Source organism: Gordonia soli NBRC 108243 (assembly GCF_000334455.1).
Lineage (GTDB): Bacteria > Actinomycetota > Actinomycetes > Mycobacteriales > Mycobacteriaceae > Gordonia > Gordonia soli.
This window is the reverse complement of record NZ_BANX01000050.1, coordinates 1-21560: the sequence shown is the minus strand read 5'-3', so window position 1 is coordinate 21560 and position 21560 is coordinate 1. Positions and strand designations below refer to the sequence as shown.

Annotated in this window: 4 protein-coding genes; all 4 read right to left on the bottom strand. The window is 69.7% G+C overall.

Features of this window, described 5'->3' with window-relative positions; all coding sequences use genetic code 11:
• On the bottom strand, positions 1–12079 hold a 12079-nt coding region (locus GS4_RS24400), incomplete at its 3' end, for a non-ribosomal peptide synthetase (RefSeq protein ID WP_157226764.1).
• Positions 12076–20193: a non-ribosomal peptide synthetase gene (locus tag GS4_RS24395; RefSeq protein ID WP_281169239.1), complete on the bottom strand. Its 8118-nt coding sequence runs from the start codon at positions 20191–20193 to the stop codon at positions 12076–12078. The genes GS4_RS24395 and GS4_RS24400, both read right to left, overlap by 4 nt.
• A gap of 402 nt (positions 20194–20595) precedes the next feature.
• Positions 20596–21042: a universal stress protein gene (locus GS4_RS24390; protein ID WP_007625717.1), complete on the bottom strand. Its 447-nt coding sequence runs from the start codon at positions 21040–21042 to the stop codon at positions 20596–20598.
• Between the two features lie 184 nt (positions 21043–21226).
• The coding region (locus tag GS4_RS24385; protein WP_007625716.1) for a UvrB/UvrC motif-containing protein at positions 21227–21560 on the bottom strand (334 nt) is incomplete at its 5' end.

Below are 21560 nucleotides of genomic sequence, written 5' to 3'. Positions count from 1 at the left end.
CGTCGGCACCCACGCCGGAAGCGCGCACCACCGCGGCCAGGGACGGGACACCCTCGGGCACCGGCCCACCGCACTCCACCAACAGCTGGACCACCCGGTCCGGCAACTCCGTTCGCTCGCCATCGGCGTCATCGGTGTTTCCGGCACCTGCACCGAGGAGCACCAGCGCCACCCCGGCGGTGTCGAACATGTACTCCACACGCTCTGCCGGCGTGTCCATCTCCACCGGCACATACCGACCACCCGCAGCGACCACCGCATGGATCGCCACCAACAACTCCACCGACCGCGGGATCATCACCCCGACCGCGGTACCCCGCACCACTCCTGCGGCTCGCAGTTCGTCCGCCAGCGCCGCGACCCGTGCGCCGAACTCCCCATACGACACCACCCGATCCCCGAACCGCACCGCCACCGCACCCGGCGACACACCCACCCGACCAGCAACCACCGCAGCAACCGAATCAACCACCAGACCGACATCCGACACACCGGCATCCGACACAGCCGCGCCGAACACCTCGACACCCACCGCCGCACCACCCACCGACCACCCCGCCACCGCAGCGGCCGACGTCGGCGGCATGGGATCGAGGTCGCCGATGACGGTGTCCGGCTCGGTGGCGATGGACCGGAGCACGGACCGCAGCGCATCGGCGATCCCGGCCACGGCATCGCGGTCATAGATCTCGGCGTCGGCCTTCACGGTCAACGCGAGACCGCCATCGCCCGGAGCCGCGGTCACCGCGAGCGGGTAGTGCGTGGCGTCCCGGGTCCGGACGTCCCGTAGCGCCAGCCCCGCTTCGCGTGAGCCGGTCTTCACCGTGTCTGCGTCGACCGGATAGGACTCGTAGACGACGAGGGTGTCGAACAGGGTGGGATGACCGGCCTCGGTGAGGATGTCCGGCAGCCCCAGGAACTGATGGTCCAGCAGGCCGGCGCGAGCCTCGTGGAGGTCGGCGACGAGGGCGGCGAGAGATCTGTCGGGGTCGGCGTCGGCGACGACCGGGATCGTGTTGATGAAGAGACCGATCATCGTGTCAGCGCCGTCGAGGTCGGCCGGACGCCCGGACACGGTCTCGCCGAACACGACCTGCTCGTCACCGGTGAGCCGGGAGACCAGGATCGCCCAGGCCGCCTGCACCGCCGAGCTGGTCGTCGTCCCGAGGGAACGGACACACCGATCCAGGTTCGCCGACTCCTCGGAGTCGAGTTCGACGGTCACCTCGAGTGGAAGGCTGCCCATCTCGGTACGCCCCGGGGCGACGAGACTCGGCGTGGTCCCGCCGAGCGCGGTTCGCCAGGCATCGCGGGCCGCCACGAGGTCGCGCCCGGCGAGCCAGTCCAGATGCGCCGAGAACTCGGCGGCAGAGCTCACCCGATCCGCACCCAGATGTGCTGCCAGGAGGTCGGCGACGAGAATCGGCCCGGACCACCCGTCCACGATCAGGTGGTGCGCGGTGATGATCAGGCTGTGCGCCGGGCCGTCCGCAGTCCGATGTGCGACCGCGGTGAACCGGATCGGAGCCGGCTTATCGAGCCGGAACGGGCGCGCGAGATCCGCCGCGGCCAACGCTTCCACTCGCCGGGTCGCGGCGAGGGCATCGAGATCGCGGAGGTCGACCGGGCTGAAGTCGGGATCGGCGGTTGCGGGGACCACCACCACCGGTCGGCCTGCCCTCGTGCGGACGAAGGTCGATCGCAGCACCGGGTTCCAGTCCAGCAGCTGTGCTACCGCGGCCTGCAATGCGTCCGGCGCGAGCTCCCCGTCGAACTCGAGGACCGATTGGGTGACATAGGGATCGACGGATCGGGTCGCGCGCTCCGCCTCGAACAGCAGGCCTTGCTGCAGCGGTGTGAGTGACCAGAGTCGCCCGCCTGGGTGCGCAGCGAGCATCTCGTCGATCTCCGTCTGCCGGAGCCCGGTGGCGGTGACGTCGGTCTCGCTGGGTCCCGGGTCGCCGACTGCCGCGATGTGGTCGGACAGGATACGGACGCGGTCGTCCCACCGCTCGGCGAGCGCGGAGAGCGCATCGGTGTCGAGCAGCCCTGCGGGCGCGGTGAACTGAGCACGGAGTTCGCGGCCCTGATCGGTGGCGACGGTACCGACGGTCACGGTGAGGGCTGCCGTCGTCACCATCGCACCGGTGATCGTGGGCGGTAGCACCGGTGCGTCGGTCGCCGGCGTGAATGCGCCGAGACGATGGACGGCGTCGTCGACCGCCACCGAGCCACGCTGCGCGGTCAGCGCTCCGAGATAGTTGACCGTGACCGCGGGCAACGCACGATCGGCGAGCAGGGAGTCGGCGCGAGACCACCGGAGCGGCCCGAACGCGATCCCGTGGTCGGGCATGCGCGCCTGAACGTCCTTGACCGCCTTGCCCATCGTCACGAGCGCACGACCGTCCGCCTCGGCGTCATCGCGCCCGGCGGACACGTCGGTGGCCTGCGCCGCGGGGCGGCCCGGGACCTCCACCGTCAGAGGTACCAGCGACGTGAACCATCCGACGGTCTCGGCGAGGTCCGCGCCGGGCGCGACGTCCTCTTCTCGGCCGTGGTTCTCGAGCAGCACCGAGAGCGGGCCGGCGTCACCGTCGGCGACGGCGTGGGCCAGGGTCGCCACCAGCACGGTGTCGATCCGACCGCCGAATCCTGGTGCGACGTCGGCGATCAACCGCTCGGTGCGGCCCGCGTCGATCACCCGCTCGACTGTGACGGTGGTCGACTGGCGGTCCCGGACGCGGTCGACATCGAGGCCGGGACCGACCTGCCGGACAGCGGGATCCGGTAGCTGAGCCGACCAGAAGCCGACCTCGTCATCACGCCCGGCGAGGTCCCGGAGCACCCGCGCCCATCGCCGGAACGACGTCCCCTCGGATGTGGGTCGCAGCGGCTCTCCGGTCCGCTGCGACCACCACGCTCCGGCCAGGTCCGAGACGATGGTCGACCACGACACGGCGTCCACCCCGATGTGGTGGGCCGCCAGCACGAGACGGGCGGGTCCGCCGGCCACCCGAACGCCGATCGCCGCGACCAGACGTCCGGTCGTGGGCGACAGGGTGCCGAGAGCCCGGACATGGGCGGCCAGGACGGCATCGTCGAGGTCGGCACCAGGTGGGTGGTCGACGATCGCGACCTCGATGTCGGTCGGATCGCCCGCACCGGCAACGATCTCCGCGTCCGGCGCGGCCGGGGTGAACCGCAACCTCGCGGTCAACATCGGATGGGCCGCGACCACACCGGTCACGATCGACCGCAGGCCCGGCTCGTCGATCTCGTCAGGCAACGTCACCACGGTGCTCTGGGAGAAGTCGGCGATGTCGGAGACGTCGTCGGCGAGCGAGAGCATCCAGGACACGGTGGGCGGCAACGCCACCGTTCCGCTCACCCCGTCGGAGAGTTCGGGCAGCACCGGCCGTCCGGCGGTCCGGGTGCTCGACGCCAACTCACGAACGGTCGGCGTCGCGAACACGTCCCGCGGCGTGAGGTCGTACCCGGCCGTGCGGAGCAGCGACACGAGTCGGATCGATGCGATGGAATCCCCGCCCAATGTGAAGAACGACGTCGTGACCGGCACTTCGTCGATGCCGAGGACGGCCGCGACGATCTCGGCGACCACTCGCTCGTCCTCGGAGGACGGTCCGTCGTCCCGGCCCACCGACTCGTCCGTGTCGAACGTGGGCGGCGGCAACGCCTTCCGATCGAGTTTGCCCGCGGAGTTCACCGGAGCATGATCGAGCGTCACCCAGTGTGTGGGCCGCATGTAGACGGGCAGGGCATCCGACACCGCCGACTCGGCGAGACCCACCAGAGCATCTGTCGGCGAACCGATCAGATAGCCGACCAGATGATCCGCACCACCGGGGGCGGTGGCCGGGACGACAGCGGCGTGCGTGATCGCCGGTATCGCCGACAGCACGCTCTCGATTTCGCCCGGCTCGATGCGTTGCCCACGCAACTTGATCTGGAAGTCGGTGCGACCGAAGTACTGCAGATGGTCCGACGGCATGCGGCGCACGCGATCGCCGGTCCGGTACAGACGGTCACCGCTCCCGAACGGATCCGCCACGAACCGCTCGGCGGTGAGCGCACCTCGGGAGGCGTATCCACGGGCGAGGTGCACACCGCCGAGGTAGAGCTCGCCTGCCACTCCCGGCGGCGTGGGCCGCATGCGGTCGTCGAGCACGTACGTTCGGGTGTTCCACACGGGCTCGCCGATCGGGACCACGTCACCGATCGTGTCCAGCGTCACCGAGGTCACCTCGACCGCGGCCTCGGTCGGTCCGTACAGATTGTGCAGTGCGACGTCGGGTAGTTCGGCCCGCGCGCGTCGGGCGACCTCCACCGGTAGCGCCTCGCCGGAACAGAACAGGTGTCGCAGCGACGATGCCGATCGCGGGTCTCGCGCCACCTCGTCGAGGAACACGCCGAGCAGGGCGGGCACCATGTGCACGGTCGTCACCTGATCGGCGACGATGGTCGAGACCAGTGCGCGCGGATCGAGATGCGCGTCCTCGTCGGCGACCACGATGCAGCCACCGGCGACGGGTGGGGTGAACAGCTCGGGGACCGAGACGTCGAAGGTCACCGGTGTCTTCCACAGCATCGCATCGTCGGGTCCGATGGCGAATCGGTCCATTCCCCAGCGGATCCGGTTCAGCACGGCACGATGGCTGACGGTGACACCCTTCGGGGTCCCGGTGGACCCGGAGGTGAACAGCGTGTAGACCGGGTGGTCCGGGAGCAGGGGCGAGCGGCGCTCGTCGTCGGTCACCGGAGTCACCGCCGCCTCGACCGGCGCGCCGGCATCGACCCCGATCGGGAGTAGCCCGGTGTGCGGCAGCCATGTCGGCGAGTCGGCGCCGAGCAGTGCGATCCGGGCTCCGGAGATGGTCACGGCGTGCCGTGCACGGTCGGCAGGTACATCCGGCGCGATGGGGATGTACTGTCCACCGGCCGCGATCACGGCGTGTACCGCCACGAGCAGTTCGACCGAACGCGGGAGACCGACGATCACCGGAACCTCGGGACCGACCCCCTGGGCGATCAACTCGCGGGCCAGGGACGCGACCCGGGCACCCAGCTCGCGGTGATCCATCTGCCGGCCGCCACAGCGGACCGCGACGGCGCCGGGGGCGATCGCGGCTCCCGCGAGTACCGCATCGGCAACCGTCTGCGGTGTCAGCGCGACGACGGGCCCGGCGCTGATCTCTCGGGCTCGGTCGGCGTCGACCACCGGGATGTCGCCGACCACGACGTCGGGTCGCCCGCCGAAAGCCGTGAGGGTTTTCGCGATGACATCGGCGATCATCGTGAGGGTTGCGGGCTCGAACACCGTCGCCGCGCCGGTGACCACGCCGTCGATGCCCCCGTCGTCGCGCAGTGCCGCACCGACGGTGAGGTCGAACTTCACCGATTCTTCGGCGACGGCCACGAATTCGGCGTCGAGATCACCGATCTTCGACGCGGGCAGCCCCGTTCGCTCGGTGTGGACCAACATCACCTGCGCCAGCGGCTCGTGCACGTCGGAGCGCGGAGGCCGCACGGCATCCACGACGCGTTCGAACGGGACCTCGCCGTGCGCGAACGCCTCGAGGTCGAGGTCGGTGACGCGTCTGACGTACTGGGCCACGGTCTCGTCGCGTTCCATGTCGACCCGGAGCACTACGGTGTTGACGAACATACCGATCAGCGCGTCGAGGTCGGCGTGACCCCGACCGGCGACAGGGGTGGCGACCGCGATCGTCGAGGTGTCGGTGATCCGGGCGAGTGCGGCGGTCACCGCCGCGTGCAGGACCATGAACAGGGTCGACCGGTGATCGGTGGCCAGCCGACGGAGTGCCCCCACATCGCCGGCGGGCAGTACCCACTGCGCGGTCGCGGCCCGGCGGTCACCGGCCGTCGTGCGTGCATGGTCGACGGGCAACGGCACGTGGTCGGGCAACCCGGCGAGACGATCGCGCCAGTAAGTGAGCTGTCGGGTCATCTCGGAGGTCGGCTCTTCGGCTGTGCCGAGCCGATGCCGTTGCCAGAGAGCGTAATCCGCGTACTGGAGAGCGAGCGGTCGATCGATCGGAGCGGTGCCGGTCCGACGCGCGGCGTACGCGGTACCCAGTTCGGCGGCCAACACCGGTGCCGATTCGCCGTCGGCTGCGATGTGATGGAGTGCCACGACGAGCAGGTGTTCGTCCTCGGCGATCCGCAGGATCGACACGCGCACCGGGAGGTCTGCCGTCACGTCGAAGGGTGCGGTCAACGCGGCGTGGATCTCGACGTCGGCCGAGCCCGCGTCCACGGTTCGGCTGTCGACGATCAGGAGTTCCTGCCAGTCCGCCACGATGTGTTGCACCGGTTCGCCGGTCCGGTCCGCAGTGGTGGCCGGGTACACGGTCCGCAGGACCTCGTGGCGGCCGACCACGTCGATCACCGCCGATCGCATCGCATCGACGTCCAGCGTGCCGCGGAGCCGGACGACCACCGGGATGACGTAGGCCGCGGAGTCGGCATCGAACTGGTTGAGGAACCACATCCGTCGCTGCGCATAGGACACCGGGATCGGGACCGGTCGGTCCGACGGCACCGGGAGGGCAACGGACTCCGCCGGCGATCCGGAATCGACCAACGCCGCCAAGCCGCGAACGGTCGGGGTCTCGAAGAGGGTGCGTACCGGGATGGTGATCCCGGTACCGGCAGCGATGCTTGCCATCAGACGGGTCGCCGACAACGACGTGCCGCCGAGGTCGAAGAACGAGGTGGTCACCGATACGGCCTCGTCCACTTCGCCGACGAGTCCGAGCGTCTCCGCGACGGCGCGTGCGATCGTCTCCTCGGTGCGACTCGCGGCAGCGACGTGGGGGCCCGCTCCGAAGGCAGGGGACGGGAGCGCCCCGCGGTCGAGCTTGCCGGTGGTGGCCAGCGGGATCCGGTCGATCGGCACGATGGCCGCGGGGACCATGTGGGACGGAAGCGAATTCCTCGCGTGCTCCGACAGTCGGTTCGGCTCGAGGTCGACGCCGTCGGCCGCATGCACCCAGGACACCAGGACCGTCTCCCCCGATGTGGGATGGGTGACGCCTGCCGTGGTGCTGAAGTCGACCGCCGGGTGGGTTCCGAGCACCGCGTCGATCTCACCCGGTTCGATCCGGAAGCCACGGATCTTGATCTGGAAGTCGCTGCGGCCGAGGAACTCCAAGGAGTCGGTGGCATCAGTGCCACGCGTCCACCGCACGAGGTCGCCGGTCCGGTACATCCGGGCTCCCGGCGCGCCGAAGGGGTCGGCGACGAACCGCTCTGCCGTGCGGGCTGCCTGGCCGAGATAGCCGGTGGCCAGCGCGGCGCCGGCCAGGTACAACTCCCCGGCCACCCCGATCGGCACCGGATGCAGGCGCGCGTCGAGGACGACCGCGCGCACACCGGCGATCGGGCCGCCGATCCCGGGCCGCCGATCGGCGCGCATGGGCTCGGATGCAGTCGACCAGATGGTCGCCTCGGTCGGGCCGTAGAGGTTCAGCATCGTTCGGCCGACCGCCCAGTGCCGGACCAGGTCCGGCGAGCAGGCGTCGCCTGCCACGCAGACGACGGCGAGATCGGGCAGATCCGCAGCGGGGACGGTGGCCAAGGCGGTCGGGGTGACGACCAGATGGGTCACCGCCTCCGCGGACAGCAGGTCGCGGAGCTCCGCGCCACCGACGATCTCGGGTGGGACGACGATCTGCGACGCCGCACCTGCGACCGCGATCAGTGTCTCGAACACGGAGGCGTCGAAACCTGGTGCCGCGAACCGCAAGACACGGGAGGTCGGGCCCAGGGAGAGCCGCTCGCGGGCGTCGGATGCCAATGCCGCCAGCCCGCGATGCGGGACCGCGACGCCCTTCGGCCGGCCGGTGGAGCCAGAGGTGAAGATGACATAGGCCGTGTCGTCGAGGGTGGATCGTCTCGCGTTCACCGACGCGGGAGCGACGTCGGCCCGCAGCGCCCCGCCGTGCCGTGGACGATCGCCGGCGGTCTCGGATCGCACGCCGCCGATCGACCGGGCCCGGTCGACGATCTCGTCGAGCGCCCACCACGTCGGTCCCGTGGGCAGGTGGTGGCGGTCCGCGTCGAGCGCCAGTCCGATCGTCGCGCCGACCGTGGCCACCATGTGGCGGATGCGTTCCGCCGGATGAGCCGGATCGATGAGCGCCGGAGCCGCGCCGCTGCGCGCGATCGCCCAGAAACCGATGGTGCCGTGCGCGGACCGGGGCGTCGCCAACGCGACGACGGTGCCCGGCCCCACCCCCGACACCGACAACTCGGCGGCGATCTCGGCGGTGATGTGATCGAGATCGGCGTAGGTCAGGACCAGACCTCCGCCCCGGACCGCCTCTGCCCTCGGGTGCTCGGCGATCGCATCACCCAGCAGGTCGAACAGGGGCACCGGCTGTCGGGCCGGTGAGCGACCGACGACGACCCCGGTCAGATCCCGGTCCGTCGAACCGATCTCGAGGTCGCCGACCGCGCACCCCGGGGTGGCCGCCGCCGATCGGGCGACGGCCACGAGACGTTCGGCCAGTGCATGGACGGTCCCCGGGTCGAAGAGTGCGGCCGCGTAGGTCACCACGACCCGCGTGTCGGCTTCGCGTGGCCGGCCCGGCGGATCGATCACGGTGACCTGGAGGTCGACTTTCGAGGTGGTCACCGGTGTCGCCACCTCCGACACACGTAGTCCGGGCAGCTCGACGGCCGGGTGGTCGACGTTCTGGAAGGCGAGGGCCACCTGGAAGAGCGGCGAGTGCGCGGTACTACGTGTCGGGGCGAGGTCCTCGACCACACTCTCGAACGGGATGTCGGCGTGATCGAGTGCCGCGACGTCGATCTCGCGGACATCGGCGAGGAGGTCGGCGAAGGATTGTTCGCGACGGATCGGTGTCCGCAGCGCGAGGGTGTTGACGAACATCCCGATGAGATCGTCGAGCCCCTCCTCGCCACGTCCGGCGATCGGGGTGCCGATGACCACGTCGTCGGTGCCACCCGACCGTGCGAGGGCGACGGCGAGGACCGCGTGTACCGCCATGAACACGGTGGCACCGTGACGATCGGCGATGTCCCGCAGGTCCGCCCAGATCGCGCCCGGGATGACGATCTCGTGCTCGGCACCGGCGTCGGATCGCACCGGCGCGCGCGGTCGATCGATCGGCAGATCGATCAGCTCCGGCGCACCGGCCAACTGCTCACGCCAGAATGCGAGTTGGCGTGCGGCGCGAGACGTCGGATTCGAGGCGTCGCCGAGCACCTCCTTCTGCCAGATCGCGTAGTCGGCGTACTGCAGCGTCAACGGCGGCCGGCGCGGGCCACGACCGTCGGTCCGCGATGTGAAGGCATCGACGAAGTCAGTGACCATGGGCCCGATCGAGCCGCCATCGCTGATGATGTGGTGGGCGACCAGGACGAGGATCCACTCGTCGTCGGTGACGCGGACGAGTCGGGCGCGCACCGGGCTCCCGACAGCGAGATCGAAGCCTTGCGAGGTGATCTGGGCGATCGTGTGGGCGATCTCGTGCTCTGCCGATCCCCGCAGGTCGATCGGAGTGACGACGTCGATGTCGGTGTGCGCCTCGGCCGGCTCGACGACCACCTGTTCCGGGACCCCGTCGGTGACCTCGAACCTGGTCCGGAGGATCTCGTGGCGCGCGACCAGATCCCCCAGCGCCGCGGCGACGACTGTGGGATCGAGTCCGACGGATCCACCGTGATCCACGGCCAGTCGGAGGACCGCCGGGATCAGGTATGCGGCCCCTCCGGGGTCGAGCGTCTCCAGGAACCAGATGCGTTGCTGCGCGGGTGACAACGGCCCACGGACTCCGCGCGCGGCCGGGCGGAGCGGCGGCGTGAGATCGCCCGAGTCGGTGCGGTCATCGAGGATGGTCGCGAGTCCACGGACGGACGGCTCGACGAAGAGGTCGCGCGCCGACACCGCGATCCCGAGGCGGTCGGTGACGCGCGCGGCGATACGAGCCGCCGACAGCGAATTGCCGCCCAGGTCGAACAGCGTCGCGACGACGTCGACGGTGTCGAGGTCGAGCACCTCGCCGACGACCTCGGCGATCGTCGACTCGGTGCGGGTGGCCGGTGCCACCGCGTCACGTGGGCGGTCGACCGCCGGGGCGGGGAGTGCGGCGCGATCGAGCTTCCCGTTCACGGTGAGTGGTAGCCGGTCCAGGGCGACGACGGTCGACGGCACCATGTACTCGGGAACCGCGGACGCCACTCGCCCGCGGATCACCTCGGGGTCGCCGATCGCATGGGTGTCGGCAGTGTGTTCTCCGGGGGACGTCTCCGTGCCGGCACGGTCGACCGCCCCCTCGACGACCACGTACCCGACGAGTTGCTCGAGATCACCACGTCGGTGGATGTTCGCACCTGCCGCAGCAACGCCGTCGACGGCCAGGAGTGCGGATTCGACCTCCCCCAGCTCGATCCGGTACCCGCGCAGTTTGACCTGCCCGTCCCCACGCCCGACGAATTCGATGGATCCGGCTCGCCGGATACCGATGTCACCGGTCCGGTACATCCGGCCGCCCGCCGGTCCGAACGGATCGGCAACGTACCGTCCGGCGGTCTGCCCGGGCCGTCCGAGGTAGCCACGGGTGACCTGACCACCGGCGACGTAGAGTTCGCCGGGCACACCGTCCGGGACCGGCGCGAGACGGGCGTCGAGGACGTGTACGCGTGAACCGTCCAGTGGCTCACCGATGTCGGAGGCGGATGGGGGCAGGTCGTCCACGAATTCTCGTGTCAGCTCCCGACGCGTCATGTACACCGTGGTCTCGGTGGGACCGTACATGTTGTTGAGCTGTGGTCCGGCGACATCGGCGTCCGGACGGGTACTAGACCGATCGGCATCCCGGTCGGCCTGCCACCGACGAACGTGTTCGTAATCGAGCAGCTCACCCGAGAAGTGCAGTCGGCGAACCGATTCCGGTATTCGACGGCCATGGGGCGGCCGTACCTCACCGGCGAACTGGTAGAACGACGACGGCGTGAAGTTGACGATGGTGACGCCCTCGCGGGTGAATACCTCGACCACCTCATCCGGGGAGCGGGTGGTCTCGTGGTCCAGCACGACGAGACGGCCGCCGGAGACCAGAGCGGTCCAGATCTCCCCCACCGACACGTCGAATGCGTACGAGTGGAACATCGACCACACGTCGTCCGGCGAGCTGTCGACGATCCGGTCGAGTGCCGCGATCAGCGTGATCACGTTGTCGTGGGTGACCACCACACCCTTGGGTCTGCCGGTGGAGCCGGACGTGTACATCACGTAGGCGCACGAGTGTGCCTCGATCCGGATCGGGGCGCGCGCTGCGGCCGGTCCGGACTCGGCCAGCAGGTCCGTCGCGGTGATCACGCTCGTCGGCATCTCGCCGGTCCAGGCGTCAACGGTCTCGGCATCGGCGAGAATCGTCACCGGCGCGGCGTCTTCGACGATCGTCCGCAATCGGGTGACCGGGTGCGTCCGGTCGAGGGGCAGGTAGCCCGCACCTGTCTTGAGCACGGCGAGCAACGTGACCAGCAGCTCCGTAGTCCGCGGCACGGCGACTCCGACGAGCCGTTCCGGACCCGCCCCGGTCGCGGCGAGTGCGGCGGCCAGGTCGTCGGAGCGTCGGTCGAGCTCGCCGTAGGTGATCCCGCCGCCGATGTCGGTGAGCGCCACCGCGTCCGGACGGGCACGCGCTGCCAGCCGGAACAGACCGGGCAGCGATTGCCAGTCGTCGGTGCCGAGTACCTCGACGGCCCGCTCGGCGATCCGATTCGTGATCTCCTCTGCGGCCAGTGCCAGATCTGCACCGCTGCGGCCCGCTCGGGACATCATCGCCGTGACGGTCGCCCGGACCGCCGGAGCAGGGTCGACGCCGCGGGCCGTGAGGGTGGCCGCGGCCGCCGCAACGCGACGATGCAGCGTGGCGAAGGTGATCGGGCCCGTGGCCCCGACCATCGCCTCGGCGTCGGGAGCGTGCGCTGCCGTGACGGCGATCAGCCGTGGCGGCAACGGTGATCGGGACATCGTCGACCGACCGGACGCCGGAGCTCGTGGAGTCACGCCGGCTCCACCCGGTTACGCGTGACGGTCGGGGATCCGCCGTGTGCGGCGATGACCGACAGCGCCGCCGCCCGCACCCGTGCGAGGAGGTCGTCCACGTCGGACCCGGTGTCCTGCAACAGGGTGGTGACCGCGATGACGAGTCCCTCGGCCGGGTCTTCGTCGGGAACCGACAGCGTCATCGCGACCGCGGTCGCCTCGATGTCGGCGAGATCGGCCACCGCCGAATCGGTCTCGACCAGTGTGCCGGGCTCCAGGGCCGCGGCGTGGCTCACCAACTCGTGCAGTGGACGCGGATCATCCGGATCGGCGGAGTCATCAGAGACGCCGGGCCCTGACCTCGATTCCTCGGGCAGCCAGACCATCAGGTCGCCGACCGCCCGTGTGGGGTCCGCGACGATGTCGGCGAGCAGGAGCCGGTAGCGCGCGACGATCCGCTCGACGGTGATCCGATCGAACAGGTCGGTGTCGTAAACGACCCGCCCGCCCAGCGCGCCGCGACGCTGGACCCCGTCGGAATCGCCGGGGAAGATCAGGAACTCGAGGTCGACCTTGGCCGGGATCGACCTCGGCGGTCGCGGACTGACACGCAGACCGTCCAGCTCGATGGTCGGCAGCTCGAGATTCTGGAACGACATCATCACGCCGAACAGCGGATTGCGCCCTGCCGACCGGGACACCGGGCCACCGGCTCGCGCGAGGTGGTCGACGATCTGGTCGAAGGACACGTCGGAGTGCGCCAGATCGGCGACGTCCTCGGTACGGACCCGACGGAGCAGGTCGTCGAACGGTTCGTCGAAACGCATACGGGTGCGCAGCGGGATCGTGGTGGCGAGCATGCCCACCATCGCGTCGAGCGCTGGGTCGTCGCGCCCGGCGAAGGGCGTCCCGACGACCACGTCGTCGCGACCCGACAACCGGGCGAGCAGTACTGCGAGGGCGGCGTGCAGGACCACGAAGACCGTGCTGTTGTTGACCCGGGCGAGCTGCTCGACCATCGTCGCGGTCTCCGCGGGGATGTCGATCTCGACCAGGCCACCGGCGTGCACCGGGCCGTCGGTGCGCCGGCGATCGGCCGGGATGGTCGACGACGACGGCGCTCCCGCGAGGCGCCTGCCCCAGTACTCGAGCTGACGTTCCTGCTCGGTCCGACCGTCATCGCCACGCTCTGCCAGTCTGTCGGCGTGCCACAGCACGTAGTCGGCGAACTGGATGCGCGGCGGATGGGTGAGCCCATGGGCGCGTCGGGATGTGCGTGCGCCATAGGCGACCACCAGGTCGCGGGCCAACGGCGCGAGGGATGCGCCGTCGGCGTTGATGTGGTGGATGACGAAGACCAGGACGTGCCGATCGGGGTTCACGGCGAGGATCTCGGCGCGCACCGCGCAGGTGACCGTGAGATCGAAGCCCGGCTCCACCACCGCGGTCACCGCCGCGTCGAGATCGGCCTCGGCCACCGGTCGGACCGGCACCGCGAAGGCTCGGACCGCGTCGTCCGGCGGCGTGATCACCTGGACCGGCATACCTTCGTGCAGAGGATAGCGGGTTCGCAGCGACTCGTGTCGGCCGATCAGATCACCGAGAGCGCCGGTCATCGCGGCGACGTCGAGATCACCGTCGATCTCGAGGGTGAGACCGATGTTGTACACCGGCGAGGTCGGGTCGGCCTGGTTGAGCGACCAGAGACCGCGCTGCACACCCGACAGCTCGACGATGTGCGACCGCGGGCGCGGAGTGAGCATGCGTGTCGACCCACCCTGGACGTCCCGGAGGGCCGCGACGAAGCTCGCGACTGTCGGGTTCTCGAACAGCACCGCGAGCGGGACCCGACGGTCGATCTGCTGCTCGACCCGATAGGTGACCTTGGTCGCCGACAGCGAGTTGCCGCCGAGTTCGAAGAATCCGTCGTGGACACTCACCTCGCGGAGCCCCAGAACGTCGGCGAAGACGCGTGCGACGACCGTCTCCATCCGGCTGCGCGGTGCGACGTACTCACGCGCGGGCGAGATCTCGACGGCCGGGAGGGCTCGACGGTCGACCTTGCCGGTGATGGTGAGCGGGAAGGAGTCGAGCACCCGCACCGTGTGCGGTACGAGGTGAGCGGGCAGGTGCGCGACGGCGTGGTCGACGATCTGTTCGGGTGCGGGACTGCTACCGGGCACCGCGACCACGTAGGACACCAACACCACATCACCGGACGGGGTCGGCGCACCGACGCTGACCGCGGCATCCACGTCGGGGTGAGCGGCGAGGACGGCGTCGATCTCGGCCGGCTCCACCCGCATCCCGCGGAGCTTGATCTGGAAGTCGTTGCGGCCGTGGTAGACCAGTGAACCATCGACGGTGCGGGAGACGAGATCTCCGGTACGGTACATCCGCTCACCGGATCGGAACGGGTCGGCGACGAACCGGGTGGCGGTCAGACCACGCCGGCTCTGGTATCCCCGGGCTAGCGCACGACCGGTGAGGTGCAGTTCGCCGATCACACCGTCGGGCACGGGTCGCAGGCCCGGATCGAGGATGCGCATCCCGATTCCGTCGATCGGGCCCCCGAGCGTCACGGGACATCCCGACCGCAGCGGCGCGCTCACGGTGTCCCAGATGGTGGCCTCGGCGGGCCCGTACATGTTCAGCAGCCGCACGCCGGGGCGGTCCCAGCGGTCGACGAGCTCCGGTGGACAGGCCTCCCCTGCCGTCATCATCACCTCGACGGTTGCGACCGCTGCCGGATCGAGAGTCGCGAGGGCTGTCGGGGTCATGACGGCATGGGTGACCCGATGGCGGGCGATCACCGCCTCGAGGGCCGGGCCGGCGTAGACGTCTGCCGGACTGATGACGAGTTGCGCGCCGCTGCAGACGGCGAGGATCAGCTCGAACACGGCGACGTCGAAACCCGGTGCGGCGACGTGCAACACACGGGAAGCGGAGGTCACGCCCAACAGTCGGCGCTGTTCGGCGACCAGGGCTGCCAGACCCGCGTGGGTCACCACCGCGGCCTTGGGCTGACCCGTGGTGCCGGATGTGAAGACGAGATACGCGGCGTCGTCGACATGGATCGGACGCCTCCGGTCGACCGGCCGGACCGGACGTGTCGGCCGGCCGGCGAACCGGAGCTCCGATTCGAGGTCGTCCAGCGTCCACGCCGGCACTCCGAGATCGCCGTGGCCGGGATCTGCGGCGAGGGTCAGCACCAGGCGGGCGCCGCTGTCGGACACCATGTCCGCCCGACGCACGACCGGTAACCGCGGATCGATGGGCACGAAGGCCGCGCCTGTCATCGCGACCGCCAGTTGCGCGACGATCGACCGGTGTGATCGCGGGATGCTCACCGCCACCACGTCACCGGGGCCGACACCCTCGTCGATCAGCGCGTGGGCGAGCTGCGTGGTCGTGACCGTCAGGTCGGCACGCGACAGCGCGACCTCTCCGGTGAGCGCGGGCACGTGCGGATCGCCCGCCGCCATCCCGGTTGCGACGAGGTCGGCCAGGGTGGTCTCGGGCGTGGCCGAGCGGGAGTCGCTCGTCGACGCCGACAACTCCTCCGGGGTGACGAGATCGATCGCGGCGATGCGTGAGGCAGGTGTGGCGACCATCTGCGCCAGCACGAATCGCAGACGGTCGGCGATCTCTTCGACACCGGTCGGGTCGAAGAGATCGGTGGCGTAGGAGACCTCGATCTCGAAGATGTCGGTCCGGTCCACGACGGAGAACGTCAGGTCGTACTTGGCCGCGGGAACGCGTGCATCGAGCACCTCGGCGGTCCCGGGCCAGCGGCGCAGTTCGGTGACGACATCCGGCGCGACCGTCAGCGCCACCTGGAACAGCGGTGAATGCGACGGTGAACGCTGCGGAGCCAGGGCGTCCACGATGCGTTCGAAGGGGATGTCGGCGTGGCTCAGAGCATGCGCGCTCCGGCGGTGCGCGGTGGCGATGAAGTCACGCACCGTCGATTCGGGCGTGATGCGGGTCCGCAGCACCACCGTGTTGACGAACATGCCGACGAGGTCGGCCGCAGCGGGATGATCACGACCAGCGACCGCCGTGCCGATCGTGACGTCGTCAGTAGAACCGAGTCGTCCCAGGGTGAGCGCCACAGCGGATTGGAACACCGCGAACACCGTCGCGTGCGCCTCCATGGCAAGCGCCCGGATGCCCGTGGTGAGGTCGGCGCCAAGGCCTACGTCCAGGTGGGCGCCCTCGGTGGAGATGACCCGGGGCCGAGGCCGATCCGTGGGGAGCTGCAGGAGCTCGGGGGCGCCGTGCAGTTCAGCGCGCCAGAACGCCAATCCGTCGACGACGGCCTGCGACGGCCGGTCGGGGGTCCCGAGCGTGTCGGCCCAGTCGAGCGCGATGTCGGCGTACTGCGTCGACAACGGGGTGAAGCCGGGGGGACGACCGGAACGGCGGGACTCGTAGGCGTACATCAGATCCCGCATCAACGGTCCGAGAGAGTGACCGTCGGCGGCGATGTGATGGACGACCACCACGACGACATCCCCGGCATCGGCGCCGGGACCGTCGTCCACACCGTGGACCCGGAACGGGATCTGTTCGGCGAGATCGAACCCGACAGCCGACAGCCCGGCCACCGCGCCCTCCGCGTCACCGGTATCGAGGTGCCCGATCGGGATGCTCGCGGCGTCCATCACGGCGATGGCCTGTGTCGGGTCGAGGATTCGCTGCTCGGGTTCACCGTCCACGGACGGGAAGACCGTGCGCAGGGTCTCATGGCGGGTCAGCACGTCGACGGTCGCGGCCCGCAGCGCCGCGCGGTCGAGCGGTTGGGTCAGACGCACGGCCCCGGACATGTTGTACGTCGACTCACCCGGCGCCATCCGGTTGAGGAACCACAGCCGGGTCTGTGTCTGGGACAGCGGAATACGATCCGGCCGGCGCCGCGCGGGCGCATCGAGTGCGTGCGCACCGGCGATCGGACGGGCGCGAGCAGCCAGCTCGGCGAGGTCGTCGCTGTCGAACACGTCGGTCAGGACCACTGTCAGCCCGTGGTCGACACGGGCTCTCGCGACCATCCGCGCCGCGGCCAGCGAGTCGGCGCCGAGCGCGAACAGGTTGTCGGACATGCTGACCCGGTCGAGACCGAGGGCCTCTCCGACCAACGCGGCGATCGATTCCTCGATCGGGGTGACCGCTGATCGGAACGGTCGCTGCTCGTCGGCCACCTGAGGTAACGGTAGGGCTCGCTGATCGAGTTTTCCCGAGCGAGTCGTCGGGAACCGGTCGAGGACCACCACCGCGACCGGCACCATGTGGCCGGGCAGGCGGCGCCGACACCAGGAGAGCACCGAGTCGGCGGTCAGCGCATCACGGGAATCAGCGGCTCCGACAGTGGGATCGGCCGAGCGGACATATGCGACGACGGCCGGCGAGGAACCCAGATCTGCGCGCACGATCACAGCGGCGGAATCGACCGACGGATGGGCTTCGACGACGGCCTCGATCTCCCCCAGCTCGACGCGTTGGCCGCGGATCTTGATCTGGTGGTCGGTCCGTCCGAGGTATTCCAGCAGACCGTCGTCGGTCCACCGGACGAGATCACCCGTCCGGTACATCCGGGCACCGTCTGCTCCGAGGGGGTCGGCGACGAACCGTCCCGCGGTGAGAGCGGCGGCGTCGACATACGCGTTCGCCAGTTGCGGGCCGAGAAGGTGCAGCTCTCCCGCAACTCCGGTCGGCACCGGACGCAGTCGACCGTCGAGGACACGGACTCCGGTGTTGGGCACCGGCCGTCCGATGGGTACGGATGCGTGCTCACCGGTGACGCGGTGCCCGGTCACGTCGATCGCTGCTTCGGTGGGGCCGTACAGATTCACCAGCATCGCGGAGGACGACGACCGGAGCCGTTCGGCGACCACGCCGGACAACGCCTCACCGGAGGTGAACACCCACCGGACGTGCGACGGCAGAGCGTCCGTCGCGCCGTCGGCGAGCACGACGTCGAGGTAGGTGTCCAGCATGGACGGGACGAAATGCAGGACCGTGACACCGGCGGAGGAGATGACCCGACTCAGGTATTCGGGGTCGCGATGTCCCTCCGGTTCCGCGATCACCATCCGCGCCCCGGTACGCAGCGGCCAGAGGAGTTCCCACACCGAGACGTCGAAGGTGGCCGGCGTCTTGTAGAGCACCGCGTCGCGGCTGTCGATCGGATGTTGGTCGGCCATCCACGAGAGTCGCTGCGTGAGTGCGTGATGTCCGATCTCCACGCCCTTGGGGGTGCCGGTGGAGCCGGAAGTGAAGATGACATACGCCGGCGACGCGGCCGACACGGCCGCGAGCGGTGCACCCGTCCGCGGTATCACCGACGCACTCCCCCAGGCCAGGACGTCCACCTCTGCCTCGATCACGAACGCCCGATCGACGATCACGCTCGGCGCCACCGCCCCCACGATCGCCGCTCGACGCTCTGCCGGTTCCTCGGGATGGAGCGGCACGTAGGCCGCGCCGAGTCGGAGAGTCGCGTAGATCGCGGCGACCTGCTCCGGCGACCGATCGAGCTCGACGACCACCCGGGTTCCCGGCGCAACCCCGCGATCGCGGAGCAGACCGGCGAAGCGATCGACCGCATGGGCGAACCCGCGATAGGTGAGGTCGGTGTCGCGGAAGTTCAGCGCGGGCGCGGACGGGGTGAGGGCGACCTGTCGGTCGAATCCCGCCAGGACGTGTTCTTCCGCCACCGTGGTCGCGGTACCGCGACCACGGTCAGCGAGTTCTGCTGCCTCGCCGGGCAACAGCAGATCGAGATCGGCGATCGGCAGCTCCGGATCGGAGACGAATTGCTCGACCACGTGGAGGAGTCGCCGCCGGTGTCGGTCGAGCTCGCCCTGGCCGTAGAGCGTCGGGTTCGCATGCAGACCGACCTCGAACGGCGCGTCGGGGCCCGCGGCGAACACGTTGAGGGCGAGATCCTCGACGATCCCGGCCGACAACATGTGGTACCCGACGCTCGCCCCCTCGATGTCGATCGGACGATCGAACAGGAGGAGGTTGACCAGCGGGCCGAACGCGGTGCCCGTGGTGTCCCCGAACCCGGCGGCGGCCCGGATGTCCTCGGATCGGAACCGTTGGTGCCGTAGTCCCGCCGTGATCTCCGTGGTGACCGCCCCGATGATCGTCGCGCAGGTCGCCGCGCCCGCCCTGTCGATCCGTAGCGGCAGCATGTTGGAGACCATGCCCGCGGAGAACTTCACGCGAGCGGTCGTCCGCGCCGTGACCGGCAGACTGAGCACCACGTCGTCGGTGCCGGTCATCCGCGCAAGGTACGCAGCGAACGCACCGGTGAGCACTGCGGCCACCGATGCGCCGAGATCGTTTGCACATCTGCGCAATCCGCGCTCGAGACGCTCGTCGAGGTGGGCTGCCGCCACCCGGGTCCCGTTGGTGAGGCGTCCGGCGGTCGGATGCGCCGCGAGACTCACACGTTCGGGGAGATCGGCGGCCCGGACGGCCCAGTGTTCGGCGTCGGTACGGAACCGTGTGCTGCGCCGATAGGCGGCGTCGTCGGCGACCACCTCGGCGATCGAGGCCCGTCGCGGCGCGACATGCTCGGCGCCTGCGGCGAGCAACGCGTTGTAGCGGCCGACCGCCTCGTGCAGACCGACCAGTGCGCCGTAGCCGTCGAAGGCGATGTGGTGACCGCGCAGGTACCAGAAGGTCCGATCGTCGGCGACGCGGAGGAAGGCGGAGACCGCCACCGGATCGTCGGTGAGCGACATCGGCCGCTGGTGGTCGGCAGCCATCCACGCCTGTGCCGCGGCCACCGGATCCGTGGCGTCCCGCAGGTCGACGTCGACCACGTCGAAGGGCGCCGCCGCGTCGATGAACTGCTTCGGGATGCCGTCGACCTCGACGATGCGGGTGTAGGCGGTCTCCAGAGATCGCGAGCCCTCGAGCACGGCGCGGCGGAACAGAGCGTGATCGAAGGCGCGGCCGTCTTCGGTGATGTCGAGATAGTGCGCGACCGTGATCGAGTGCTCGTCGTCCAGATTCTCTGCGAACCACATGGCCCGTTGGGCAGCTGTGAGATCGATCAGATCGGCGTCGACGACACCGTCCACCCCGCGTTCAACAGCCCTGACGCTGTCAGATCCATCCATGCCTTGCCTGACGTCCATGCCGCAGCGCGGCTCCCCCCGATCGGCATGGCTCAGCCACCGAAGCCACCGCCGAAGGACCTCGAATCATACGTGTTCTATCGTCAACTTCGCCCGAAGTGATACACGCCCGCAACGGTGCCTCCCAACACCAGATGCATACTGCGCCAAGCCAATGACCACTGGAGTCACTCAGTGACTCACCAGTAACTTATGGCAACTCCGACCACACGTTTCCTCCCCCTCGAAGTGACGGATTCACCCGATCAGCCGACACGGAAATGCGGCGCCGAACGGCTGTCGGTCTCATCTGACGGTCCCCTCATGCGCGTCCACAACGCGACATGCCCGTCAGACGAGCGTAGGCGGGTGCCGCCGAGGCGACACCCGCGCGAGCACGTCGAACTACGTCGTGTGCACGATGAGGACGTCGCACGCCGACTTGCGGGCGACGTCCGCGGGCACCGAGCCGAGCAGGCGCCCGGCAATCGAGTTCAGTCCCTTGTTGCCGACCACGAGCAGGTCGGCGCGCGAGTCGGAGACCAGCTGCAGCAGCGCGTCCACCGGGGCGCCCTTGACCGAGCGCGCATCGATGGTCGTTGCGCCGGCGCGCTGGGCGCGCTCCTTGGCGGTCCGCAGGATCTCCTCGGTGGGTGAGGAACCCTGCACCTGGTAGGCCTCGTCCTTCAACACATCGGAGACCTCGCCGACTCCCCGCTCATTCGGGAAGTACGCACAGGCGATGATCACCTTCGCACCGGCCCCCGCGCCCAACGCCCCGGCACGGTCCACCGCCTTGAGCGATGACTCTGAGCCATCGGTGCCGACGACGATCGTCTGGTAAGCGCTCATCCCAACCTCCACGAGTTTTTCGACCCCACCCCGATACCGGGCAGGTGCCATCCCCACACACTCTAAGTCCCTCGAATCGGCAGATTAGTTCGCGCCCGCCGTGTTTGTCCGCAGATCGTGGTGATCGGCACAGCGAGTTGCCGATGTCACACGCACCGCCGAGCGCTGACCTGCGCCGCGAGGCTCACTTGATCCCGGCCGCGTCCATACCTCGGAGTTCTTTCTTGAGGTCGGCGATCTCGTCGCGGAGTCGGCCGGCCAACTCGAACTGCAGGTCGCGGGCCGCGCTCATCATCTGGTCGGTGAGCTGGGCGACGAGATCGGCCAGCTCGGCCCGTGGCATGGCCGACACGTCACGCTTCTCGATCACCCCGGCGCTGCCCGCCTTGGAGACCTCTCCCTGCGCACGACGTCCACGGCTGGAGTTCCGTCCCGATCCGCCGATCGCCACCTCGTCCTCCGCCTCGCGGTACACCTGATCCAGGATGTCGGCGATCTTCTTGCGCAGCGGCTGCGGA

Bases quoted from the DNA above. Each gene is read 5' to 3' on its own strand.
- GS4_RS24395 (WP_281169239.1), bottom strand. From the start codon at position 20,193: ATGGATGGATCTGACAGCGTCAGGGCTGTTGAACGCGGGGTGGACGGT.
- GS4_RS24390 (WP_007625717.1), bottom strand. From the start codon at position 21,042: ATGAGCGCTTACCAGACGATCGTCGTCGGCACCGATGGCTCAGAGTCA.